This is a genomic window from Anaerococcus sp. Marseille-P3625, assembly GCF_900232825.1.
In the GTDB taxonomy this organism is placed as follows: Bacteria; Bacillota; Clostridia; order Tissierellales; family Peptoniphilaceae; genus Anaerococcus.
Map to the genome: position 1 here is coordinate 222,519 of NZ_OCTP01000010.1, position 21,243 is coordinate 243,761.

A 21,243-nucleotide genomic window follows, 5' to 3' on the forward strand; every position below is an offset into this window, starting at 1 on the left:
TACAACAAATTTGAAGTTTTTTGTCCATTAGTAATAAAATTTTTATTTTTTTATATAAAATGATGATTGTAACAAATGTTACTGAACTGGATCAAATTTCATCTTATAATTTAAATAAAGAAATCATAAAACATGAAAGGAAAGGATATTATGTTTTGCTACCAATGTCAAGAAACTGCAAATAACAAAGGATGTACTATTCAAGGAGTATGTGGAAAAAAAGAAGATACAGCAAATGCTCAAGATCTCTTAGTTTATGTGACTAAAGGACTTGCTGAAGTTTTAAATAAAGTAGGAGATGATAATAAAATATTTGATAGAATTTCTACTAACTTATTTATTACTATTACAAATGCTAATTTTGATAGAGAATTCATTATGAACGCTGTCAAAGAAACAATTAATGTCAAAGATTATCTATTAGAAAAATTAGATGATAAAAAAGCTTTATCTGGATCTGCTAGATACTCCTCAAATGATGAAGAAGAGCTTACTAGAAAATCAATAGAAGTTGGCGTTTTAAATATTGTAAACGAAGATCAAAGAAGTTTAGTTGAGCTAATAACCTACGGCCTAAAAGGTATGGCAGCTTATAATCACCATGCTAATGTACTAGGTTTTAGAGATTTAGAAGTTGATAGATTTATTGCTCAAACTTTAGAAAAAACTATAAAATCTGACAGAGAAATCAATGATTTAATAGACTTGGTACTAGAAACTGGAAAATATGGAGTTAAGGCTATGGCTTTACTAGATAAAGCAAATACAGAAACTTTTGGAAATCCAGAAATAACAGAAGTTGATTATTCAGCAGGAAACAAACCAGGGATTTTAATATCAGGACATGATTTGAAGGATATGAAAATGCTATTAGAACAAAGCAAAGAAAGTGGAGTTGAAATTTATACACATTCTGAAATGCTTCCGGCAAATTATTATCCAGAATTTAAACAATACAGTCATTTCCACGGCAATTATGGTAATAGTTGGTGGAGCCAAAATGAAGAATTTGAATCCTTTAACGGACCGATTCTAATGACTACTAACTGTATAGTACCAATGAAAGAAAAAAATACCTACAAGGATAGAATGTTTACAACAGGTGCCGCTGCTTACCCAGGATGTAAACATATTGAAAGTGACAGTCAAGGTTATAAAGATTTTTCAGAAATTATAGAATTGGCAAAGAAATGTAAAGCTCCAACAAATCTAGAAAATACTAAAGTTGTAGGTGGTTTTGCTCATCATCAAGTAAGTCAACTAGCTGATAAAATTGTAGAAGAAATTAAAGAAGGTAATATTAAAAAATTTGTGGTAATGGCAGGTTGTGATGGAAGATTTAAACAAAGATCTTACTATACAGACTTTGCTAAAAAAATTCCGGAAGATTGGATAATATTAACAGCAGGTTGTGCAAAATATCGTTACAACAAATTAAATCTTCCTGATATTAATGGTATACCAAGGGTGCTAGATGCTGGTCAATGTAACGATTCCTACTCACTAGTACAGATTGCTCTATTATTAAAGGAAGCTTTTGGCTTAGAATCAATAAATGATTTACCAATTGAATATAACATTGCTTGGTATGAACAAAAAGCTGTAATAGTATTACTTGCCCTATTAAGCCTTGGAGTGAAAAATATTCATTTGGGACCGACTCTTCCAGCTTTCTTATCTAAAACAGTAGTGGAATTTTTAGTTGAAAAATTTAATATTAAACCAAATTCTACAGTTGAAGAAGATCTACAGGAAATGAGAGCTTGAATATAGGTAATTTAGTAAAGACGTATTGAAAAATATACGTCTTTTTTCTATACTTATATTGAGGTGGTTATGAATATAAGAGAAATAGCAATTTTTAAAGATTTAACAGAAACAGAACTTTCTTACATACAAGAAAAATTAAGCATTGAAGAAAAAATTTATAAGAAGGGCACAAATATTTTTAGAGTAGGAGAAGTTAGTAAAGATATATATTATCTTATAAAAGGAAGCATTTTAGTTTATAAGATAGATGCTAATGGTAAAAGATTTATAATCAAAAGATTTGATAAATCAGAAATTTTTGGTGAAGTTTATTCTTATCTTGGGCAAGCATTTGATTTTTCTGCAGTAGCTGAAACAAAAAGTGAAATTTTAATCCTACATGATTTTAGAAAGTTATTTAATTATAAGCTTCCAAATACATTTTTAAAGTCTTATATTAATTTATTATCAAAAAAATGTTTACAATTAAGTCTCAATAATCAAATAACTTCTCAGTCTTCTTTAAGAAATAAAATTGTTAAGTATTTAATATTAAATCAAAAAAATTCGCTTGTCAAAATGGACTATTCACGAGAAGAGTGGTCAGATATATTGGCAACTACAAGACCATCATTATCGAGAGAACTTTCAAATATGGTAGATGATGGACTAATAAAAATTAAAGAAAAATCTATTGAAATAATTGACCTTGATAAACTTGCCGAAATAATTTAGGGATTTTCAAAATTATATAATAATTCAGTAACATTAATTGTCTTATTTTTAAAAATCTTGTATAATCATCGACTATGTCATTTTTTACAATAAATTTCTTCTATTTTGTCCAACATATAAAAAACAGTTATTGTATAATAGGAATGTAAAAGGAAAATGTTTCCTAAAAATTATTCAGGAGGAATTAATGACAGCAATACAAGTTACAAGCGAAATTAATAAGTTAGAAAAAGTTTTGGTTCATAGACCAGGAGATGAATTATTAAATTTAACTCCAAATACATTGGAAGAATTATTATTTGATGATATTCCAGATTTAAAATTAGCTCAAGAAGAACACGATAGATTTACAGATATTTTAAGAGAAAATGGAACAGAAGTAGTTTACCTTGAAGATTTAGTAGCAGAAGCTTTAGATCAAAACGAAGGTTTAAGAGAACAATTCCTAAATCAATATCTAGAAGAAACTGGCGTAAAAGATGAAGAAATTCTTTCAAAATGTAGACAATTACTTGAAGGAATTAAAGATACAAAAGAATTTGTTGAAAAAACAATGGCTGGTATCACTCTTCTAGAAATTGGTAAATTCTCTGAAGAAGAATTAAAACAAATGGGTGAAAAGGGAAATTATTTAGCAATCAATCCAATGCCAAACCTTTATTTCACAAGAGATCCATTTGCTACAATTGGTAATGGTGTTTCAATCAACACAATGTTTGCAGAAACACGTAATAGAGAAACAATCTATGGTGATTATATAATCAGATATCACAAAGATTACAAAGGTCAAGTTCCAAACTTCTATGGTAGAGGAAAAGAATACCACATCGAAGGTGGGGATGAACTTATCATTTCTGATAAAACTTTACTAATCGGTATTTCTCAAAGAACAGAATATGAAGCAATCAAAGAATTAGCTAGAAATATCTTCTTTGGTGAAAATGAAAATACAATTGAAACAATATATGCACTAAACATTCCTGTAAACAGAGCATTCATGCACTTAGATACAGTATTTACAAGAATTGACCATGATGCATTTACCTATCATCCAGGAATTATGCAAACACTAAAAATCTTCAAAATCACAAAAGGTGATAATGAATTAAACATTGAAGAAAAATCAGGAGAATTTGAAGATATCTTAGCTGAAATTGCAGGCGTTGAAAAAGTTCGCCTAATTCCATGTGGTAATGGAGATCCAATTGCTGCTGAACGTGAACAATGGAATGATGGTTCAAACACATTAACAATAGCTCCAGGTGAAGTAGTTGTTTATAAGAGAAATACAGTAACAAACGCTGCACTAAGAGAAGCAGGCATCAAATTACACGAATTAGACGCATCAAACCTAACAGTAGGTCGTGGTGGTCCAAGATGTATGACAATGCCATTAATCAGAAGCTTAGACTAATTATTAATTAATATTGCAAAAAGCTTTAAAATAAATTAAAATAAAAAAGTAAAAAAAACAAAACTATAAGGAGGCAAAAAATATGCCAGTAAATTTACAAGGAAGAAGCATATTAGGATTAAAATTCCTAACAGAAGATGAAATCAAATACCTAATAGATCTAGGTGAACAATTCAAAAAATTAAAATTATCAAGAACACCACACAGATATCTAGAAGGAAAAAATATAGTTCTATTATTCGAAAAAACTTCAACAAGAACACGTTGCTCATTTGAAGTTGCTGGAATGGATTTAGGAATGGGAGTAACCTATCTTGATCCAGGTTCAAGCCAAATGGGACACAAAGAATCAATCGAAGATACAGCAAAAGTATTGGGAAGATTCTATGATGGTATCGAATATAGAGGATTTGACCAAGAATTAGTTGAAAAATTAGCTAAATATTCAGGAGTGCCAGTATGGAATGGTCTTACAGATGATTTCCACCCAACACAAATGATTGCTGATATGTTAACAATCAAAGAAAACTTTGGCTATCTAAAGGGACTAAACTTTGTATTCATGGGCGATTGCAGAAATAACGTAAGCAACTCTTTAATGGTAGCTTGTGCTAAACTAGGTCTTAACTACACAGGTTGCGGTCCAAAAGAACTTTGGGCAGATGAAAAACTAATTGCAGAAGCTAAAGAATTTGCAAAAGTTCATGGTTCAAAAGTAGAATTTACTGAAAATGTAGAAGAAGCAGCAAAAGGAGCTCATGTAATATACACAGATATTTGGGTATCAATGGGAGAACCAAAAGAAGTTTGGGAAAAGAGAATTGAAATTCTTCACAAATTCCAAGTAAATCAAAAAGTTATGGATTTAGCTGATCCTGAAGCTATCTTCCTACACTGCTTACCATCATTCCACGATCTTGAAACAACAACTGGAAAAGATGTTAACGAAAAATTCGGTGATAAATACGATCTAGAAGGAATGGAAGTAAAAGACGAAGTATTCCTAGGAAGACAAAGTAAAGTATTTGATGAAGCTGAAAACAGAATGCATACAATCAAAGCTATAATGTATGCAACATTAAAATAATTAGGTAAAATATGAGTAAAAAAAGATTAGTAATCGCTCTTGGGGGTAATGCTTTAGGCAAAACCCCTGAAGAGCAATTAGAGTTAGTTACAAAAACAGCTAAATCAATTGTCGATTTATCAGAAGAATACGATTTAGCAATTGGTCATGGTAATGGTCCACAAGTTGGAATGATAAATAATGCATTCGAATATGCAGCATTAAATGGAGCAGGAACTCCAGCAATGCCATTTCCTGAATGTGGTGCAATGAGCCAAGGATACATAGGTTATCACTTACAACAATCCGTAAGAAACGAACTTAAAAAACGTGGTATGGATAAAAATGTTGCTACAGTTTTAACCCAAGTATTAGTGGATGAAAATGATGAAGCCTTCAAAAATCCAACAAAACCTATCGGATCTTTCATGAGCAAAGAAGAATCTGAGAAGATTGCTGCCGAAAAAGGGTATATATTTGTTGAGGATGCAGGACGTGGATACAGAAGAGTTGTAGCAAGTCCTATACCTAAAGAAATTGTGGAACTGGATGTTGTTAATAGCTTAATTGAAAACGATAACATCGTTATCACAGTAGGAGGTGGTGGAATACCAGTAATTGAAAAGGAAGAAAAATTAGAGGGCATTCCAGCAGTTATTGATAAAGATAGATCTTCTGCATTATTAGCTAGCGAACTTAACGCTGATATGTTAGTTATCTTAACTGCAGTAGATCAAGTAATGATTAATTTTGGCAAAGAAAACCAAGAAGCTATTAAAGAAATGACAATTGATCAAGCAAACCAATACATCAAAGAAGAACAATTTGCTAAAGGTTCAATGTTACCAAAAGTCGAAGCATGCATTGAATATGTAGAAAATTCTGAAAATGGTATTGCACTAATTACTTCTTTAGAAAAAGCCGCTGAAGCACTAAAAGGTCAAACAGGAACTATTATTAAAAAGTAAAAATTAAATAAGGAGAAAATGATGACAAACGTAAAGGAAAAGAAGAAAAAAAATTCTTTGAGTGCATTCTCAATATTAATGATTCTTCTAGCTATCGTTTGCTTGTTTTCTGTATTTTTAAACGGATCTCCAATTAGCTCAAAAATAATTGATGCCTTAGATCCAGAAAGATACGGAGAATTAGTAGATACAGTTAAAAATGGTGGCACTGTCGCAGTACAAAGTGCAAAACTTTCAGATTTTGTAATGGCAATTCCTAAAGGATTTCAAGATGCATCAGATCTAATCATATTTATCTTTGGTATTGGTGGATTTATTGGTGTAATGATGTCTACTGGAGCATTGGAAGCTGGTATTTATCATTTGGTTGGAAGCATGAAAGGTAGAGAAAGTAAGCTTATCGTAATTTTAATGTTTTTATTCTCACTTGGTGGAACAACTTATGGTATGGCAGAAGAAACAATAGGTTTCTATCCATTAATAACCGCAGCAATGGTAGTAGCAGGATTTGATACATTAGTAGCAGCAGGTACTGTATTATTGGGTGCTGGAGCAGGTGTACTTGGTTCAACAATCAACCCATTTGCAACAGGAGCTGCAATGAGCTCATTATCAGCAGTAGGTATTACACCAAATGCTACAACAGTAATGATTGTTGGTGCAATTTTATGGCTAACAACTGTAGCAGCAGTAATATTCTTTGTAATTAAATATGCTCAAAAGGTAAAAGAAAATAGAGCTAATACAGAATTAACTCCATCTGAAATTGATGAGATGAATGCAAACTATGCTCAAGAAAAAGATCAAGGACTTGAATTTACAGGAACACACAAAGCGGTACTTGGAGTATTCGCATTCTCATTTGTAATAATGATTCTATCACTTATATCTTATGCAGATATCAACTTCAAAGGTGATGAAGATGCTTACTTAGCAGCATTTGGATGGTCAGATTTCTTAACAGGTGCACCTTTAGGTTCTTGGTACTTTGCAGAATTAGGTGCTTGGTTTATCCTTGCAAGTATCATAATTGCTATAGTTGCTCGTATGGGTGAAAAGAATTTTGTAGATACATTTATAGCTGGAGCTGCAGATCTATTATCAGTAGCATTAATTATAGCAGTTGCTCGTGGTATTACAGTAGTTATGAGCGCTACTCACTTAGACTTCTTCATTCTTGATAGAGCAAGTCAAATGTTAAGTGGTGTACCATCATTTGTATTCGTACCACTTTCATATCTTGTATATATGTTATTAAGTTTCTTGGTACCATCAACATCAGGACTAGCAGCATTATCAATTCCAGTAATGGGACCTTTAGCAAGCACACTAGGTTTTAACCCTAACATTATGATTATGATATTCTGTGCAGCTTGTGGACTAATTAACTTTATCACACCTACATCAGGAGTAGTAATGGGTGGTCTAGCAGCTGCAAGAGTTGAATATTCAACATATCTAAAATGGGTTAAAAAACCATTCTTTGTAGTAATGATTCTTAATATTATCATTCTATCAATCTGCATGATGATATTCTAATTTAAAAATATAAGCCATCAGTTTATAAAAAGCTGGTGGCTTTTTTGTGTCAAAATTTAATAATTTTATTTTAAGAATTAAAAACAATGTAGAATTTTTATATACTATAAAACTTTGATATAATAGACATAGAAAATTCTAGTTATTATTAGAAAAATAAGATAGGATCGGTAGACAAAATATTACTAAAAATTTTTAATTTTTGTCAAATACGATTTTAAAAGGAGTTTTTATGGGAGAAAAGATTGCAATTCAAGACACATATGGCGAAAGATTTCAATATTGTTGGGGATGTGGTCCTAAAAATAAAGAAGGTATGCACCTAAAATCATATCCAAGCGATGACGGAAAAAATTGTATCTGTAAAATAATTCCAGCAAAAGAATTTACTGGAGGAGTTCCAGCCAATCTTTTTGGCGGAATGATAGCAATGATATTTGATTGCCATGGAACAGCTTCTGCAGCCTACTTTGCTCACAAAAATAAAGGTTTGGAATTAAAGAAAGATACTGTTATCGGAAGATTTATAACAGCAAGACTTGAAATAGATTTCAAAAAACCAACACCCATGGATGAAGAAATAAGTGTAATTTCTGAAGTAGAAGAAATAGGTCAAAGAAAAGTAATTGTAAATATGACTATGCAAGCAAAAGGTGAAGTTCGTGCAAAGGCGAAGATAATCGCTGTTGCTGTTAAAGATAATATGTAAAAATAGGAGATAATAGTGACAAAAGAAGAAGTATATAAATTTCTCGAAGATAAAAATATAGAATATGAAAAACAAGACCATGGAGCAGTTTTTTCTATGGAAGATCTGGAAGGCGTTAAACTTTTACACGATGATGCCAATGCCAAAAATTTATTTTGCTATGATAAGAAAAATAAAAAATATTATTTAATCATAGTTTCAGGAGATGATAGGGTAAATCTTAAAAAATTCAAAAAAGATCATGGGATAAAATCTCTAAATTTTGCAAGTGATGAACAATTGAAAGAAGTTCTTGACCTAACTCCAGGATCGGTTAGTCCAATGGGAATTTTAAATGACAAAAATAATCAAGTAGACCTATATATTGATAATTATTTTGCCAAAGAAGGAGCTTTGATAGCTTGCCATCCAAATGATAATACTGTTTCAATCTGGCTTAAAGTAAGCGATTTGATAAAATTAGTAGAAGAAAATGGGAATACGGTTCATTTTTATTCTAATTCAAGTATTGAATAAGGCTTATGATTAAAAATATTAAAATCAAAGAAGTAGAAAATTGTAATGAAAAAAAGGAAATATCTAGAGATGTTTTGTGTGATCTGCCAGAATGGTTTGAAAATGAAAAAGCCATTAAAAATTATATAGAAAAATCATGCAAAATGCCCTTTATATGCGGATTTATAGGAGATAAGCCTGTTGCTTTTATAGTCTTGAATAAAACAAGTGATGAAACTTGTGAAATATTTGTAATGGGAGTAAAAAAAGATTTTCAAAGACTTGGCATTGGCAAGTTAGTCTATGAAAAATTTGAGCAATTAGCTAGAAATCTAGAATTTTCTTATGTTCAGGTAAAAACTGTGGCAAGTGGTTATTACAAGGAATATGATCTTACAAATAAATTCTACCAAGCCATGGGTTTTGCAAAACTAGAAATTTTGAAAGATTTGTGGGATGAACAAAATCCTTGTCAGATTTACATAAAGTGTTTATGTTAGGAATAATAAAAATCAATTAAATTAGGAGTTATAATATGTCATTATTTAAAAATGAATTTCCCATTCTTGAATATGATGATAGTAAAGATTCTGTAATTATGCCAGATCATGAAAAGCTAGAAATTGTTATACCTAAAAAATGCGTTTTTTCATTTTTGGCTGATAAAATCGATGAAATTGCAAAAAAATATAAAGCTGAAATCATATGGAGTTTTGATTCTATAACAAAATCTTATCCTGTATATAAAATAAATTATGATGGCATAGAAATTGCTTTGATGCAAGCTCCCGTTGGAGCGGCTGCATCGGCACAAATCCTTGATTGGCTTATTTTTTATGGAGCAAGAGAAATAATTTCTACTGGTTCTTGTGGCAATCTAACAGACATTAACGAAAATACTTTTTTAGTACCAACACAAGCTCTTAGAGATGAAGGAGCAAGCTATCATTACTTAAAACCATCTCGCTTTGTAAATATCAACAAGAAAGCTCTTAAAGCTATTGAAAAAACTTTAATTGATAATAATTTAAGCTACGAGGAAGTGAAAACTTGGTCAACAGATGGTTTTTTTAGAGAAACTGGGGATATGGTCAGTTATAGAATTAATGAAGGTTGTAAGGTTGTTGAAATGGAATGCTCAGCCCTTGCAGCTGTGGCAGAGTTTAGAGGAGCAACATGGGGCGAAATTCTCTATACAGCAGATTCTTTATCCGATCTTGCAAATTACGACCAAAGAAATTTTGGAAGAGATTCAGAAGAATATGCTCTAAAACTTGCTATTGAAGCAGTGATTAATATTTAATAAAGATGTTGTTATGGATAATATAGAAATAGACATGGAAAAAACAGAAAAATTTTATAAAGATTATTATGATTCTTGCAATTGCTTATATTGTAAATTTTATAGGGAAAATATCAGAAAATATTATCCCAAACTTTCTAGCTTTTTAAGCGATTTTGCTTTAGATATTTCAAAACCATACGAATTGTCAATTCCATTTTTGGAAGATGATCTTAACTATCCTTTTGCTCAGTATTTAGTAATAGGAAAAGCTCCTGATAAATTTTCAAAAAAACTTGGAAACATTTCTTTATCAATAGCTAAGTCATATCAAGATTCGGATATTTCTAGCCCTTATTTTGTTTTGGAATTAGGGGATATTAAATTTAAGAAAAGCATTACTAGTAAGGAAATACTTTCTGAACTAAGTCTTTAAAGAAAAAACCCGCTTATGGCGGGTGATTTTATCTAGCTATTTCTTGGTTAGTCATATCCAAAAGTTCTGGGTCAATTTCTTCTAAAGCTTCTTCTAATTCTTTTATCATTTTATCTTTTTTGTCCATATGATGAGTCGTATTTACAAGATTTACCACATGACCTGATGAGTAAAGACTTGTATCAGGAAGTTTTAGATTTTTTAGTAGATAAATTTGTTCTTCTATATTTTCTCTATTGGTAGATTCCAGAAATTCTCCACGTTCTCTCATATAGTATAGAGGAGTGTTTTCCATTACAGCTGTACTCATGATGTAAACGCCCTTTGGCGGATAATAATTTAGAACTTTGGCAGTTTCTTTGGCATTTACTTCTGCGTTTCCAGCTCCTGCTATTCCTTGCATGACAATGGCGTGATATTCTATGCCGGCCTCTTTCATTTTATCAAGTCCTCTGTAATAACCTTTAAGATCTGTTCCCTTATTTATCCAGTCGATAATTTTTTTAAAGCCTGTTTCAACTCCAAACCACAATTCGTTGTAGCCTGCCTCTTTTAATTTTTTTAAATCTTTGATAGATTTATTTTCTAAATTGTAAAAAGAACAATAAGCTGTAATAGTTTTGCATTCTGGAATGTGCTTTTTTATTAGTTTTGAAATTTCCAATAATCTTTCTGTTGGCAAAACGAAAGGATCGCCATTAAGTAAATAAATTCTCTCGTAAGGCTTAACTTTTCTTCTTTTAGAATTTTTTAGCTCAATTATGTCACTTTCAACATCACAAAGTGGTGAAATTCCATATTTTGTTTTATTATACATAGCACAAAAAATACATTTGTTATGCGAACATCCATAAGTAACTTCAAGTAGTGGCGTATAAGCTTCAAGTGGTGGTCTGTAAACTTGTCCTGTGTAATGCATATTAATCCTTTCTTTAAATTTAATCCTTTATATTATATAATTATAATGATGATAGATAATTATTTCAAATTTTAATAACTAGACTTAAAGGAAAGTTGTGATAAAATATATATAGCTTTATTCAAACAGAACGGAGAATTTATGAAAGATTATATACTAAGTGCAGAATCAATTGTAGATTTAAGCCAAGATTTTACTGATGATCTTGGTGTAAAAATAATATATTCAAATTATGAACTTAATGAAAAAATTTATCTGGATGATTTTGGTCAAAGTCTAGACTTAAAATCATTTTACGATGACATGAGAAATGGCTCATGTCCAACAACATCTATGATAAATACAGCTTCTTATTTAGAATATTTTAGAAATCTTGCAAAGGAAGGTAAGGATATCATTCACATATGTTTATCTACTGGAGTAAGTAGCCAATACGGGTCTTTACTTGAAGCTTTTGAAATATTAAGAGAGGAATATCCAAATCAAAAATTTTATCCAGTAGATTCAAGAATGGCATCTGCTGGAGTTGGAATGCTTGTTTACAAATTAGCAAATTTCAAAAATTCTGGGATGGATATAGATACACTATATAAGTGGGCAGAAGATAATAAACTTCACGTTATAAGCTATACCAGTAATTCAAATCTAGAATATATAGCGAGAAGTGGCAGAATATCAAAGATGGCAGCCAATATCGGCGGAATGTTAAAAATTGCACCACTTATAGAAGTAGGCGATGATGGACACATGGTGGTAACAACAAAAGTAAGAACTGAAAAGAAACTAATCCAAACCATGGTAAACAGAATGAAAGTTAATGCTATAAATGAATTGGATTATTCAGATGATATTTTTATAACCCATGCAGATAATATTGAATTGGTAAATGACCTAGTTGATTTGCTAAAAGAAAATTTCAAAAACGCTAATGATAAAATAAAGGTCTTTAATATAGGTCCAACCATAGGAAGCCACATTGGTCCTGGCGCTATAAATTTGTTTTATTGGGGCAAGGAAAGATTAAAATAGGACAAGAAATTGTCCTTTTTTTTAAAAAAATATTTTTATAATTAAAACAAAGTTAATTATGAACTAAGCTAATTTAAAAAAATTGAAAATTATGGACTGTTATGAAAAAAATAAGTGATTTTAGATACAAAGAATTTTACCTTGCAAGCTTAATAATGGTATTGTTTGGTTTATTCTTAGGTAATTTTACCAATAATACTAATGGATTAATAAAAATCATAAGCTCTCCTTCGATACTAATATCTGATTATATGGAAATTGGTGGACAAGGAGCAAGCTTTATTAATGCTGGCTTAATGTTGCTATTTTCAGTTTTTATTTCTGATAAATCTGGTGCAAGACTTACGGGAGCGCATATTGCTGGATTATTTACCCTAACCGGCTTTAGCTTTTTTGGAAAGAATTTGATAAATTCCATACCTTTGATGCTAGGAGTGTATTTATACACTAAAGTAAAATCTTATAACGTGGCAAATTTTATGAACGTTATGTGCTTTGTTACTGGAATAAGCCCCTTGGTAAGTTTATTTTATTTTGCTTTAGGTTTTAATCCAATTTTAGGATTTGCCTTGGGATTTTTAGTTGGGATTTTGGTGGGATTTGTAATAATTCCTTTATCTAAGTCCATGCTAAATTTTCACGAGGGTTATTGCTTGTATAATGTTGGCTTTACTTTGGGTATAGTTGCCATTGTTTTTGCGGGAATTCTTAGGATGTTTGATAGAGAAATTCCTCAAATTAGCTTGATTTATCAAGGCAACGATATGTATCCTTTTGTATTTTTACTTTCTCTTTCTTTGACATTCATACTTTATGGTTTGATTAATGCGAATGGGATAAAAAATTACAAAAAAGAGATATTATCAGAAAGCGGACGCTTACTTACAGATTTTACCATTAATTCTGATAAGCATTTAGTTGTTTTTAATATGGGTCTAATGGGATTAATCTCGATAGCCTTTGTTATTATTAGTGCAGGTAAATTTAATGGTCCTGTAGTTGGTGGAATATTGACTATTATGGGCTTTGCTGCTTTTGGAAAGCATCCAAGAAATGTAGTTCCAATTATGGTTGGAGTTTTCTTGACAAGTGTTATAAACAAATACGATCCTTCAAGTACCCAGGCAGTTTTGACAGCACTTTTTGCGACAACACTTGCCCCAATTGCTGGTGATTTTGGAATAGTTGTTGGATTATTGGCTGGATTTTTACACAAGGCGGTTGCCACAAATATTGGTTTTGCACACGGGGGAATTAATTTGTATAATAATGGCTTAGCAGGAGGGATGGTAGCAGCAATTTTGGTTCCGATTTTTAAAAATTTACGTGAAAGGCATATGAATGAATAGAGAAAGAGATAAGGCAAGAAAAATTTTAAACATCTTGATAGAATATTTTGTTCTTCACGAATTTTCTGATTTATCTGCTCATATTGATATTAATGACGATTATACAGAAATAAGTATAGAAGGCAGAATAAATTCAGATATTTCGGATATAGATCAATTAAAAGAAAATTTAAAGCATCCGAGAATGGTAGAGTATGAAGAGTATTATGGTGGACTTTTGGATATGCCAGATGAAAAAGAAATTAGTTCCATCGGATATTTAGTCGATAAATCGGATGTTGAGGTAAAAAATCAGTTACTATCAATAACTGTTATAAGAAATCATTAGAATAATAAAAAACAAGTCCAAACTCATTACGAGCTTGGACTTATTTTATTGTTTAGCTAAATTTCTGTGAATTTTACTATTTATTTTCTTTTTCTATTGCAGCTTGGCTTGCAGCAAGTTTTGCTATTGGAACTCTAAATGGAGAACATGAAGCATAGTCAAGACCTACATTGTATAGATATTTAACAGTACTTGGTTCACCACCGTGTTCACCGCATATACCTAAATGTAAAGCTTCATTTGCTTTCTTTCCTTTAGCAACTGCTGTTTCTATTAAGAAACCAACACCTTTTTGATCTAATACTTGGAATGGATCTTTTTCGAACAAATCTTTTTCCAAATATAGTGGTAAGAACTTACCAGCGTCATCTCTTGATAGACCAAAGGTCATTTGAGTTAAGTCGTTTGTACCAAAGCTAAAGAAGTCTGTAATTTCTGCAATTTCATCAGCTGTTATTGCAGCTCTTGGAATTTCAATCATTGTTCCAACTAAATATTTGATTTCTTTGCCTTTTTCTTCAAATACTTTATTGATTTCATCTCTTACTTCATCAATAACATATTTTAATTCTTTTACATCAGAAGAAAGTGGGATCATTATTTCTGGAATAACTTTTATACCATCTTCATGGCAGTGTAGAGCAGCTTGCATAATTGCGCGAGCTTGCATTCTTGAAATTTCTGGATATTTTACTCCTAATCTTAGACCTCTAAATCCAAGCATTGGGTTTACTTCTTGTAATTCACTTATTCTTTCACGAACTCTTGCTGGTTCAATTCCTAAATCAGCTGCCAATTCAGTAATTTCCAAATCTCCTTTTGGTAAGAATTCATGTAGAGGTGGGTCTAGTAATCTAACTGTAACTGGTCTTTCACCCATAAGTGTATAGATTTGATAGAAGTCGTCTTCTTGCATTGGAAGAATTTTATCTAGTGCTTGTTTTCTTATTTCAAGCTCATTTGCTAAAATCATTTTTCTAACTTGGAAAATTCTATCTTCTTTAAAGAACATATGTTCTGTACGGCATAGACCGATACCTTCAGCACCAAATTCCAAAGCTTGAGCAGCATCTCTAGGTGTATCAGCGTTTGTTCTGATCTTCATATCCCTAAATTCATCAACCCAGCTCATGAATTCTCCAAAGTAACCTTCAAGTTTTGGTGAGTGAGTTTCCAAAGCTCCTGCATAAACTTCACCTGTAGAACCATTTATAGAAATAACATCATCTCTTGTATAAACTTGATCTCCAACTCTTAAAGTTCCCTGATTTTCATCGACGTGAATTCCGCTTGCACCTGATACGCAGCATTTTCCCATACCACGAGCAACTACTGCAGCATGGCTTGTCATACCACCACGAGCTGTTAGTATTCCTTTTGCAGATACCATTCCTTCCAAGTCTTCTGGAGAAGTTTCTTCACGAACTAAAATTACTTCTTCGCCATCTTTTGCTCTAATAGCTGCATCTTTTGCAGTAAAGGAAATTTTACCAACTGCAGCTCCTGGAGAAGCAGCTAATCCTTTAGCTATTGCTTGATTAGCTTTGATAGTCTCATCTGTAAATGTAGGGTGGAGTAAACCATCTAAATCTTTTGGATTAACTCTTAAAATAGCAGTTTTCTTATCGATTAAACCTTCATGAACCATATCTACTGCTATATCTACTGCTGCTTGGGCAGTTCTTTTACCATTTCTTGTTTGAAGTAGGAAAAGTTTACCATCTTGGATAGTAAATTCCATATCTTGCATATCTTGATAGTGATCTTCAAGTTTTTTTGCAGTATCGGCAAATTGTTTATAAACTTCTGGCATCGCATCAGCTAGGGTAGCAATTTCTTGAGGAGTTCTAACTCCAGCAACTACATCTTCACCTTGAGCGTTAATTAAATATTCACCAAATAATTTATTTTCACCAGTAGCTGGGTTTCTAGAAAATGCAACACCTGTTCCTGATGTATCGCCCATATTTCCAAATACCATTGATTGTACGTTAACTGCAGTTCCCATAGAATCATCAATGTCATTTAGTTTTCTGTATAAAATAGCTCTGTCATTGCCCCAAGATCTGAATACAGCTGATATTGCCAAATCTAATTGTTTTCTAGGTTCTTGTGGGAATTCTTCGCCCATAATTTCTTTATATTTTGCCTTGTATTCTTCTACAAGCTCTTTTAGGTCATTTGCATCTAGTTCTGTATCTTGTTTTACACCTTTTTTGTTTTTCTTAGCAGTTAATAGATCTTCAAAGTTGTTTTTATCGACTTCCATAGCTACATCGGAAAACATTTGAATAAAACGTCTGTATGAGTCGTAAGCAAATCTTTCGTTATCGGTTTTCTTTGCTAAACCAATTACAGCATCGTCATTTAAACCAAGGTTTAAAATTGTATCCATCATGCCTGGCATTGAAATAGGTGCGCCAGATCTAACTGAAACTAAAAGTGGATCTTCTGTAGAACCAAATGTCTTATCGTTTGCTTTTTCCAAATCTTTGATGTGTTCACTAACTTCATCATTTAGTGTTTGCCAAAGCTTTTTATCTTCTTGATAAAATCTTGTGCAAGCTTCGGTAGTTATTGTGAAACCATAAGGTACTGTGATACCTAAATTAGTCATTTCAGCTAGGTTTGCACCTTTACCACCGAGCAAAGCTCTCATGTCCTTGTTGCCTTCATTAAAATTATAAACATATTTATCGCCCATAATTTCCCCTTTCATTTATTAATATTTTCTATGTTACTAATGATAAAATCAGATGCTTCTTCTATTGATTTGTTAGTTACATCAACAATCTTACAATCTAGATCTTTCATAATTTCCTTTGCAAAGTCTAATTCCTCTTCGATGTATTTTATGTCACAATATTTGGAATCCTTAGGTAAATTAATAGACTTTAATCTTTCTTCTCTGATTTGTTGAAGCCTATGTTTATCAATAGTCAAGCCAAAAATTTTTCTATTATCTATAGAAAATAACTCGCTAGGAACCCTAGATTGCAATAAAATTGGTATATTTGAAACCTTATATCCTATGCTTGCCAAATATACCGACAAAGGTGTTTTAGAAGATCTTGAAACTCCGATTAAACATATATCACAATATTTTATTCCATTAAAATCTTGGCCATCGTCATATTTAATAGCAAAATCTATAGCTTCCATTCTCTTAATATGATGTATGATTTTGCTGTTTTCTACCTCTTTATCATCACTTGGAATTATACCTAAATATTCGCTGATCTTACTAATGGTATAATTCGTACAATCAATCAAAAGAATTTTTTCCTTTTGACCAAAATTTCTTAAGGCACTATCGTGATTTGGGTGATTTAGAGAACTGAAAATTATTTTGTAACCACAATCATTTTTTATATCAGCAAAAGCTTTGCAAAGGATTTCATAATTACTAATATTTAAAAATGATTTTTCCTTATATTTTATTTCAAATCTATCCATTATATTTCGGGATAAATGTAGTATATCCATACCATCTGCATCTGAAATAATATATACAAATAAATCCATAGTTACTCCTTCTCACGCCCTAGCTTTATTATACACCATTTTTGAAATATGAAAATATTTTCCGTCAAAATTATATGCTTTGACATTCTTTTTAAATGAAATATAATATTTAAAATACGAAATATTAAAAGAGGAGTAAAAGCTAAGATTTTTAAGAGAGAAGATGGTTGGTGTAAATCTTTAAATCAAGTCTTTGAAGGTTGCTTTTATACATATTTCATGTGGCACGCATAAGTGCAAAGAGAGTCTTTTATTAAAAAGAAATTTAGGTGGTAACGCGATAACTCGTCCTAGAGCTAGAGCTTACCACTTTTTTTATTAAGGAGAATTTATGGAAACAAAATATAATCCTAGTGGATTTGAAAAAGAAATTTACAAAAAATGGGAAGACGGTGGATATTTTAAGGCTAAAGTTAATAAGGATAAGAAACCTTTTACCATAGTTATGCCACCTCCAAATGTTACAGGACAATTGCACCTTGGCCATGCTCTAAATAATACCATTCAAGATATAATAATTCGTTACAAGAGAATGAATGGTTTTGAAGCTTTATGGATACCTGGAACTGATCATGCATCAATTTCAACAGAAGCAAAAGTTGTAGGCAAAATCAGAAGTGAAGGCAAAAGCAAAAAAGAACTAGGCCGTGAAAAGTTTTTAGAAGAAGCTTGGGCATGGACAGAAAAATACGGGGGAACTATCAAAAAACAACTAAGAACCATTGGAGTATCTTGCGATTGGGATTATGATAGCTTCACCATGGATGAAAACTTAACTCGTGCGGTAAGAAGAGTTTTCAAAAAAATGTATGATGATGGTTTTATTTACCAGGGAAATAGAATTGTAAACTGGGATGTTGAAGCAGAAACTGCCATATCAGATGCAGAAGTTTACCATGAAGAAAAAGAAGGCAATCTTTGGTATATCAAATATTTCTTTGAAGATAGTGATGACTATATAACGATAGCTACAACTCGTCCAGAAACTATGTTTGGTGACCTAGCAGTTGCTGTAAATCCAGAAGATGAAAGATTTAAAGATAAAATCGGCAAAAGTTTAATACTTCCTCTTGTAGGAAGAAAAATTCCTTTGATAGAAGATTCCTATGTTGATATGGAATATGGTACAGGTTGTGTAAAAATCACACCTAGTCATGATCCTAACGATTTTGAAGTTGGAGCGCGCCACAATCTTGGTCAATGCATAGTAATTGATACAAAAGGTCATATAGCCGATGGCTACGGCAAATTTTCAGGCCTTGAAAGATATGAAGCTCGTAAATTATTGATAGAAGAATTAGAAAAAGAAGGATTTTTAGAAAAAATTGAAACCATAAGCCACGCTGTTGGTTACAGCGAAAGGACAAATGTTGCCATTGAACCGCTTATTTCCAAACAATGGTTTGTAAAAATGGATCAACTTGCCAAAATGGCAATTGATGTTTATCAAAATGGAGATTTACAATTAATTCCAGATTCATTGGGTAAGACCTACATGAATTGGCTAAACAACATCAGAGATTGGACTATTTCTCGTCAATTGTGGTGGGGCCATAGACTTCCAGTATTTTACACAGATGAGGGTGAAATTATCGTTTCAGAAGATGATCCAGATGAAAATGGATTTTTAAATGGCGTTCATGTTAGACAAGAAGAAGATACTTTAGATACTTGGTTTTCTTCAGCACTTTGGCCTTTTGCTACTCTTGGCTGGCCTATTGAAAATGAAAAGCTAGATTACTTTTTCCCAACAGATATACTAGTAACTGGTTATGATATTATATTTTTCTGGGTAATAAGAATGGTATTTTCTTCAATTTACAATACAGGAAAAGTTCCTTTTGACCACGTATTATTTACAGGACTAATTAGAGATTCACAAGGAAGAAAGATGAGTAAATCTTTAGGAAATGGAGTTGATCCAATCGATGTTGTCAATGATTATGGCGCAGATGCATTAAGATTTACACTAATTACTGGAAATTCTCCTGGAAATGATATGCGTTATGATGAAAAAAGAATCATAGCTAGCAGAAATTTTGCCAACAAATTGTGGAATGCTACAAGATTTGTATTGATGAATATAGATGAAGATGACGATTTAAAGTTTGACGAAAATACTAAGTTAACTCTTGAAGATAAGTGGATCTTAAAAAGATTAAATAATGTGATTGTTGAAGTTAGTAAAAATCTCGATAATTACGAAATTGGTCTTGCAGCTAGTAGAATTGAAAATTTCATTTGGGAAGAATATTGCGATTGGTATATTGAATTTGCCAAACTTAGACTTTATGGAAATGATGAAAATGCTAAAAGTGATGTTAAAAAAGTTTTGTTATTCGTTTTAAACAAAATGATAGCCCTTTTACATCCATTTATGCCATTTATCACAGAAGAAATTTACAATTCTTTGCCAGATAAAAAAGATATGTTAATAGTAGAATCTTGGCCAAAATTTAGGGAAGAATTTGAATTTGACAGCGAAGAAGCTACAGTTAACTCTGCAATTGAAGCCATAACAGCAATTAGAAATCAAAGAGCAACCTTAAATGTCGGTTCAAAAACTAAGCAAGATCTAATAATTTTAGCTGAAAATGATAAGTTTAAAAACTTACTAGAAAGCTTAGAGGGACAATTTGTAAATTTAGCAAATGCCAAAAATATAAAAATATTGCAAAAAGAAGACTACAACAATGACAAGGAAGGCTTGGTAAATCTTGTATTTAACGAATTTACAATTTTGATGAGCCTTGATGAATTAATTGATTATGATAAGGAAAGACAAAGACTTGCTGATGAAATCAAAAAGTTAGAAGCTGAAATAAAAAGAGCATCTGGCAAGTTAAAAAATGACAATTTTGTTAAAAAAGCTCCAGAAAAAGTAGTAGAAGAAGAACGCAAAAAACTTAAAGATTATGAAGACTTATTAGAAAAAACCAAGAAGTCTTTAGAAGATATTAGGGAAAAATAATGTATAAAGATTTTTCCTATATCTACGATAAATTAAGTTTTGACATAGAATATGAAAAGTATGCAAAAAATATTCTAAAATTAGTAGAAAAAAACCATATCAAAAAAGAAAGTATGCTAGAGCTAGCTTGTGGCTCTGGCATGCTTACTCATTATTTTTTTGATGAATTCAAAAGAATTGATGCCCTTGATATTTCAACTGATATGCTCAGTGTTTTCAAAAGCAAATACGACAAAGAGCATGTAAATCTAATTTCTTATGATATGGTGGATTTCAAAAATAACAATAAATACGATTTGATTGTGATACTTTTAGATTCTATTAACTATGTCACAAATCCCAAAGATTTAGAAAAACTTATAAGAAATAGCTATAAAAATTTAAAAGACAGAGGACTTTTAGTTTTTGATATTAATTCAGAATATAAAATGAGAGAAATTTTTGGATCTAATTGCTATGTCTACGAATATGAAGATATATTCTACACTTGGGATAATTTTTTAGCAGATGATTTAGTTGATATGCACCTAAATTTCTTCGTTGAAAAAGAAAATGGAGATTACAAAAGAATTTACGAATTTCAACAAGAGAGGCTTTACGGAGTAGATTTTGTAAAAAATTTATTGGAAAAGCAAAATTTCAAAGATATTGAAATTTACGATGAAGATACTTTTGATAAATTAAATGAAAAGAGCCAAAGAATTTTGTTTAAGGCTTTAAAGGAATAGT

Annotated in this window: 19 protein-coding genes; 16 read left to right on the forward strand and 3 right to left on the reverse strand. The window is 31.4% G+C overall.

The genetic code is table 11. The annotated features are described in order from the left end of the window. The first annotated feature begins 150 nt into the window (after window positions 1–150). From hcp to CS884_RS02410, 11 genes are all read left to right on the forward strand, one after another. A complete protein-coding gene (hcp, locus tag CS884_RS02360) occupies window positions 151–1,767 on the forward strand; it encodes a hydroxylamine reductase (RefSeq protein WP_099320467.1) in 1,617 nt (538 codons plus the stop codon). A gap of 69 nt (window positions 1,768–1,836) precedes the next feature. Continuing rightward, a complete protein-coding gene (locus CS884_RS02365) occupies window positions 1,837–2,484 on the forward strand; it encodes a Crp/Fnr family transcriptional regulator (RefSeq protein ID WP_099320468.1) in 648 nt (215 codons plus the stop codon). A 187-nt stretch (window positions 2,485–2,671) separates the two neighbouring features. After that, entirely contained in the window at window positions 2,672–3,898 is a 1,227-nt protein-coding gene (arcA, locus tag CS884_RS02370; protein WP_099320469.1) for an arginine deiminase, read from the forward strand. Window positions 3,899–3,980: 82 nt separating this feature from the next. Then, window positions 3,981–4,985 carry an ornithine carbamoyltransferase gene (argF, locus tag CS884_RS02375; RefSeq protein WP_099320470.1) on the forward strand — a complete coding sequence of 335 codons (1,005 nt, stop codon included), beginning with the start codon at window positions 3,981–3,983 and terminating at the stop codon, window positions 4,983–4,985. Window positions 4,986–4,996: 11 nt separating this feature from the next. Beyond that, window positions 4,997–5,932, forward strand: a complete 936-nt coding sequence (arcC, locus tag CS884_RS02380) for a carbamate kinase (RefSeq protein WP_099320471.1) — start codon at window positions 4,997–4,999, stop codon at window positions 5,930–5,932. 21 nt (window positions 5,933–5,953) lie between these two features. Further along, on the forward strand, window positions 5,954–7,471 hold the full coding sequence (locus CS884_RS02385; protein WP_099320472.1) for a YfcC family protein: 1,518 nt from the start codon (window positions 5,954–5,956) through the stop codon (window positions 7,469–7,471). Between the two features lie 232 nt (window positions 7,472–7,703). Then, entirely contained in the window at window positions 7,704–8,180 is a 477-nt protein-coding gene (locus tag CS884_RS02390) for a hotdog domain-containing protein (RefSeq protein ID WP_099320473.1), read from the forward strand. A gap of 15 nt (window positions 8,181–8,195) precedes the next feature. Next, entirely contained in the window at window positions 8,196–8,696 is a 501-nt protein-coding gene (locus CS884_RS02395) for a prolyl-tRNA synthetase associated domain-containing protein (RefSeq protein ID WP_219350574.1), read from the forward strand. A 5-nt stretch (window positions 8,697–8,701) separates the two neighbouring features. Beyond that, entirely contained in the window at window positions 8,702–9,175 is a 474-nt protein-coding gene (locus CS884_RS02400) for a GNAT family N-acetyltransferase (RefSeq protein WP_099320475.1), read from the forward strand. Between the two features lie 35 nt (window positions 9,176–9,210). Continuing rightward, the gene (locus CS884_RS02405; protein ID WP_099320476.1) at window positions 9,211–9,978 is read left to right on the forward strand and encodes a nucleoside phosphorylase; all 768 of its coding nucleotides are present in this window, start codon (window positions 9,211–9,213) and stop codon (window positions 9,976–9,978) included. 13 nt (window positions 9,979–9,991) lie between these two features. Then, entirely contained in the window at window positions 9,992–10,393 is a 402-nt protein-coding gene (locus CS884_RS02410) for a hypothetical protein (protein WP_099320477.1), read from the forward strand. A gap of 28 nt (window positions 10,394–10,421) precedes the next feature. On the opposite strand, the gene CS884_RS02415 is transcribed toward CS884_RS02410, so the two are convergent. After that, window positions 10,422–11,312: a radical SAM protein gene (locus CS884_RS02415; protein ID WP_099320478.1), complete on the reverse strand. Its 891-nt coding sequence runs from the start codon at window positions 11,310–11,312 to the stop codon at window positions 10,422–10,424. 141 nt (window positions 11,313–11,453) lie between these two features. On the opposite strand from CS884_RS02415, the gene CS884_RS02420 reads away from it, so the two are divergent. From CS884_RS02420 to CS884_RS02430, 3 genes are all read left to right on the forward strand, one after another. Continuing rightward, complete coding sequence (locus tag CS884_RS02420) at window positions 11,454–12,341, forward strand: DegV family protein (protein WP_099320479.1); 888 nt, start codon at window positions 11,454–11,456, stop codon at window positions 12,339–12,341. Window positions 12,342–12,442: 101 nt separating this feature from the next. After that, window positions 12,443–13,690, forward strand: coding sequence for a DUF1576 domain-containing protein (locus CS884_RS02425; RefSeq protein WP_099320480.1), 1,248 nt, complete (start codon window positions 12,443–12,445; stop codon window positions 13,688–13,690). Further along, window positions 13,683–14,018 (forward strand): hypothetical protein, encoded by a 336-nt coding sequence (locus tag CS884_RS02430; RefSeq protein WP_099320481.1) that lies wholly within the window; start codon window positions 13,683–13,685, stop codon window positions 14,016–14,018. Before CS884_RS02425 ends, CS884_RS02430 begins: the two co-directional genes overlap by 8 nt. A 76-nt stretch (window positions 14,019–14,094) precedes the next feature. Here the strand turns inward: CS884_RS02430 and ppdK are convergent, their stop codons facing one another. Further along, window positions 14,095–16,722 carry a pyruvate, phosphate dikinase gene (ppdK, locus tag CS884_RS02435; protein WP_099320482.1) on the reverse strand — a complete coding sequence of 876 codons (2,628 nt, stop codon included), beginning with the start codon at window positions 16,720–16,722 and terminating at the stop codon, window positions 14,095–14,097. A gap of 11 nt (window positions 16,723–16,733) precedes the next feature. Next, complete coding sequence (ppsR, locus tag CS884_RS02440; protein WP_099320483.1) at window positions 16,734–17,543, reverse strand: pyruvate, phosphate dikinase/phosphoenolpyruvate synthase regulator; 810 nt, start codon at window positions 17,541–17,543, stop codon at window positions 16,734–16,736. Between the two features lie 331 nt (window positions 17,544–17,874). On the opposite strand from ppsR, the gene CS884_RS02445 reads away from it, so the two are divergent. Continuing rightward, complete coding sequence (locus CS884_RS02445; protein ID WP_099320484.1) at window positions 17,875–20,514, forward strand: valine--tRNA ligase; 2,640 nt, start codon at window positions 17,875–17,877, stop codon at window positions 20,512–20,514. Next, the gene (locus tag CS884_RS02450) at window positions 20,514–21,242 is read left to right on the forward strand and encodes a class I SAM-dependent methyltransferase (RefSeq protein ID WP_099320485.1); all 729 of its coding nucleotides are present in this window, start codon (window positions 20,514–20,516) and stop codon (window positions 21,240–21,242) included. Before CS884_RS02445 ends, CS884_RS02450 begins: the two co-directional genes overlap by 1 nt. The last annotated feature ends 1 nt before the right edge of the window (window position 21,243 follow it).